Origin of the sequence: Streptomyces sp. NPDC060000 (assembly GCF_042737375.1) — a bacterium.
Lineage (GTDB): Bacteria > Actinomycetota > Actinomycetes > Streptomycetales > Streptomycetaceae > Streptomyces.
The window spans coordinates 1-3,198 of the sequence record NZ_JBHWUU010000177.1 but is presented as its reverse complement, the minus strand read 5'-3'; the positions used below and the strand labels follow the sequence as shown (position 1 = coordinate 3,198).

General features: G+C 70.7%; 4 protein-coding genes. 2 read left to right on the top strand and 2 right to left on the bottom strand.

Annotated elements, in window-relative coordinates; all coding sequences use genetic code 11:
• Positions 1-137: 137 nt before the first annotated feature.
• The gene (gene nucS, locus ACFWBB_RS42505) at positions 138-809 is read right to left on the bottom strand and encodes an endonuclease NucS (protein WP_385284654.1); all 672 of its coding nucleotides are present in this window, start codon (positions 807-809) and stop codon (positions 138-140) included.
• Positions 810-1,131: 322 nt separating this feature from the next.
• Between nucS and ACFWBB_RS42500 the strand changes: the two genes are divergently transcribed.
• Positions 1,132-1,524 (top strand): SCO5389 family protein, encoded by a 393-nt coding sequence (locus ACFWBB_RS42500; RefSeq protein WP_355704150.1) that lies wholly within the window; start codon positions 1,132-1,134, stop codon positions 1,522-1,524.
• Between the two features lie 84 nt (positions 1,525-1,608).
• Here ACFWBB_RS42500 and ACFWBB_RS42495 read toward each other — a convergent pair whose 3' ends face one another.
• Positions 1,609-2,637, bottom strand: coding sequence for an LLM class flavin-dependent oxidoreductase (locus ACFWBB_RS42495; protein ID WP_385284651.1), 1,029 nt, complete (start codon positions 2,635-2,637; stop codon positions 1,609-1,611).
• A 223-nt stretch (positions 2,638-2,860) separates the two neighbouring features.
• Between ACFWBB_RS42495 and ACFWBB_RS42490 the strand changes: the two genes are divergently transcribed.
• Positions 2,861-3,193 carry an ATP/GTP-binding protein gene (locus tag ACFWBB_RS42490; protein ID WP_385284648.1) on the top strand — a complete coding sequence of 111 codons (333 nt, stop codon included), beginning with the start codon at positions 2,861-2,863 and terminating at the stop codon, positions 3,191-3,193.
• Positions 3,194-3,198: the final 5 nt, after the last annotated feature.

Here is a 3,198-nt window from a genome sequence, read left to right as displayed (position 1 = left end):
ATGCCCCATCGGTCCCGCGGCCCCCCCCCCCCGGGCCCCCCCGCCCCGGTCAACCGCCCCCCCGGCCACCACTACGGGGCGGGTTCCCCCACCCCGGCACCCCGCCCCTCTCGTCGTACGGGTACGGGGTACGTGGGTCAGAACAGCCGCAGCTTGTCGTCCTCGATGCCCCGCATCGCGTTGTAGTCCAGGACCTGGCAGCCGATGCCGCGGTCCGTGGCGAGGACGCGGGCCTGGGGCTTGATCTCCTGTGCCGCGAAGACGCCGCGGACCGGGGCGAGATGCGGGTCGCGGTTCAACAGCTCGAGATAGCGCGTGAGTTGCTCGACGCCGTCGATCTCGCCACGCCGCTTGATCTCCACCGCGACGGTCTGCCCCGCCGCGTCCCGGCACAGGATGTCGACCGGGCCGATGGCCGTCATGTACTCGCGGCGGATGAGGGTGTAGCCCTCGCCGAGGGTCTCGATGCGGTCGGCGAGCAGTTCCTGGAGGTGTGCTTCCACGCCGTCCTTGATCAGGCCGGGATCGACGCCGAGTTCGTGCGACGAGTCGTGGAGGATCTCCTCCATCGTGATGATGAGCTTCTCTCCGCCCTTGTTGACGACGGTCCAGACACCTTCCTCCTCGCCCGTGCCCTCCTTCAGCGTGCAGGGCGGCGACATCCAGTTGAGGGGCTTGTAGGCCCGGTCGTCCGCGTGGATCGAGACGCTGCCGTCCGCCTTCACCAGAATCAGGCGAGGGGCGGACGGTAGGTGGGCGGTGAGCCGGCCGGCGTAGTCCACGGAGCACCGGGCGATGACGAGACGCATGGTCCGCAACGCTATCCGACGCCCCACCGCGCACGCGATTCCCCCGTCCGCTCACGCACCGCCGCCCGTAACCGGGGCCCCAGCGGGCCCGCCCCTTTCGACCTGGAAAAAGATCGTTCGACAGTGGATCGACAGTGGCCGATTGTGTGCCCAATAGGGGTTCCCTATGTGCCCATTCTCCTGGTGCGGTCACGGTCCGTTGCCTACCGTAGGGAACGGGAGGTCGCGATGCGTGTACTCAGCGTGTGCGGTGTTTCGGCATGCGAACTCCCTTTCCCTGTCCGGCAACCCCTGTTGTTCCGGGGGTGCGAGAGGAGTACCCATGTCGCTCGACGTCTCACCGGCCCTACTCGAACAGGCCGAGCGAGGCGAGGTCGACGAAGCAGAATTCGTCGACTGCGTCCGGACCTCCCTGCCCTACGCATGGGAGATGGTCAGCTCCCTGGTGGCCCAGCTGAAGGTGGACGGCGGAGACTTCGCCGACAACCAGACGCCCCCGCCGGACGAGCAGGCACGCGGGCAGCTGCTGCGCGCGCTCGCGAGTGACGCCATACGCGGCGCGCTCCAGCGGCACTTCGGTGTGCGGCTGGCCTTCCAGAACTGCCACCGGGTGGCGGTGTTCCCGTTGGTGCCGGCTGTCGACGAGAAGCTCGCCCGTTTCACCTCGGTCCGTAGCCAGGTGCTGAACCAGTCCCCGGAATTCCGGGACTGCTGACACGTGAGCCTGTTGCTTGCCGCTCCTGACGCGGGAGGGTTCCATCAGTACGGGAGCGGCAAGCCTCGCGGCCGGCTGGGCTGTTCACCGGAGGTGGGGGAGCACCTCCGAGCCCAGCCGCCGTACGTTCTCCTCCGTGGCCGCCAGGTCGCCGGAGCCTTCGACGAGCAGGGCGAAGCGGGAGATGCCGGTCCGCTCGCTGGTCGCCGCGAGGCGGTCGGCGCACAGCCGCGGGGTGCCCACCGGATGCAGCCCGCAGAGCAGTTCGGTGTACGCCACAGGGTCCCGCATGGAGCGGGGCCGGCCGTCCACCGTGACATGCGCGTCGAGCCCCTGCCTCAGCCAGCCCGGCATCGCCTTCACCAGGGTCTCCACCGCGTCCGTGCGCCGGTCCGCGAGCTGGCAGACGCCCGCCGAGACATGCGCCGCGCCCCGGATCTCGTCCCCGGACCGCCCGGCCGCGCGCGCCCGCTGCCGCCACAGGGCGACCATCTCGGCCTTCTCCTCGTCCCCCACGTGCATGCCGAGGAGCATCGGCAGCCCACGCTCGGCGGCCAGCCGTACGCTCGCCGGTGAGGTGCAGGCGACGACGACCTCCGGCCCCGACGCCTCCGTCAGCGCCTCCGACGGCCTGGGTACGACGGGGACTTCGCGGAAGCGGAACCGCTCGCCGTCGGCTCCCACCGAGGGTTCGCGCAGCCAGCGAACCAGCAGATCGAGTGATTCCGGGAACCCCCGCTCGTACGCCTCCAGGCCCGAGCCGAACACCTCGAGGTCGACCCACGGCCCGCCGCGCCCCACGCCCAGCGAGAAGCGGCCGCCGCTCGTCAGGTGCAGCAGCGCGGCCTGTTCGCCGAGGGCGACGGGGTGGACGGTGGGCAGTACGCTGACCGCCGTGCCGACCCGGATGCGGCGGGTGCGGCCCAGCAGCAGAGCGGCGAGCGTGACCGCCGACGGGCACGTGCCGTACGGCACGAAGTGGTGCTCGGCCAGCCAGACCGAGTCGAGACCCGCCTCCTCGGCCACCTCGGCCGAGCGGACCGCGCGGTGCAGCGCCTCTCCCTGACCCTGGCCGGGGAACTGGGCTCCCAACACGAAACTTCCAACGCGCATGGACTTTCCCGCTTCCTTGGCTCCGACACGGAGCTCCCCCACCCGGCATAACCGTCTGACACGTGCCGAGGACACGGCCTGGCGGAGAGATTTGCGGATTGTCTGGAGAATGGGACGTCCGGGAGGGCGACTTGTGGGGATCGCTGCCCTATGAATACCCGCGCGCACGCCGCGTAGGCTGGAGCACGAATCCTGCTTCCTGTATAGCCCCGTGAGGTGTCCCGTGTCCCCGCGTCGCAACCGACCCAAGGGTGAGGGCCTGTCCGGCCGGAGCGCCGAGGACGACCGTGAGAGGCGTTACGGCGGGTGGCACTCGGGGGAGAGCTGGCAGGGCGAGCAGTGGAGCGTGCGGCACGTGGCCGGCGCGAGCGCGCAGGGCAAGGCGTACCGGTGCCCGGGGTGCGACCAGCTGATCCCGGACGGTGTGCCGCATGTCGTCGCCTGGCCCGAACACGCGGGCGTCGACGACCGCCGGCACTGGCACAAGGCGTGCTGGAACGCACGGGACCGCCGCACCCCCGGGGTGCGGCGGGGCCCGAACCCGCCGAAGTTCTAGCGGGG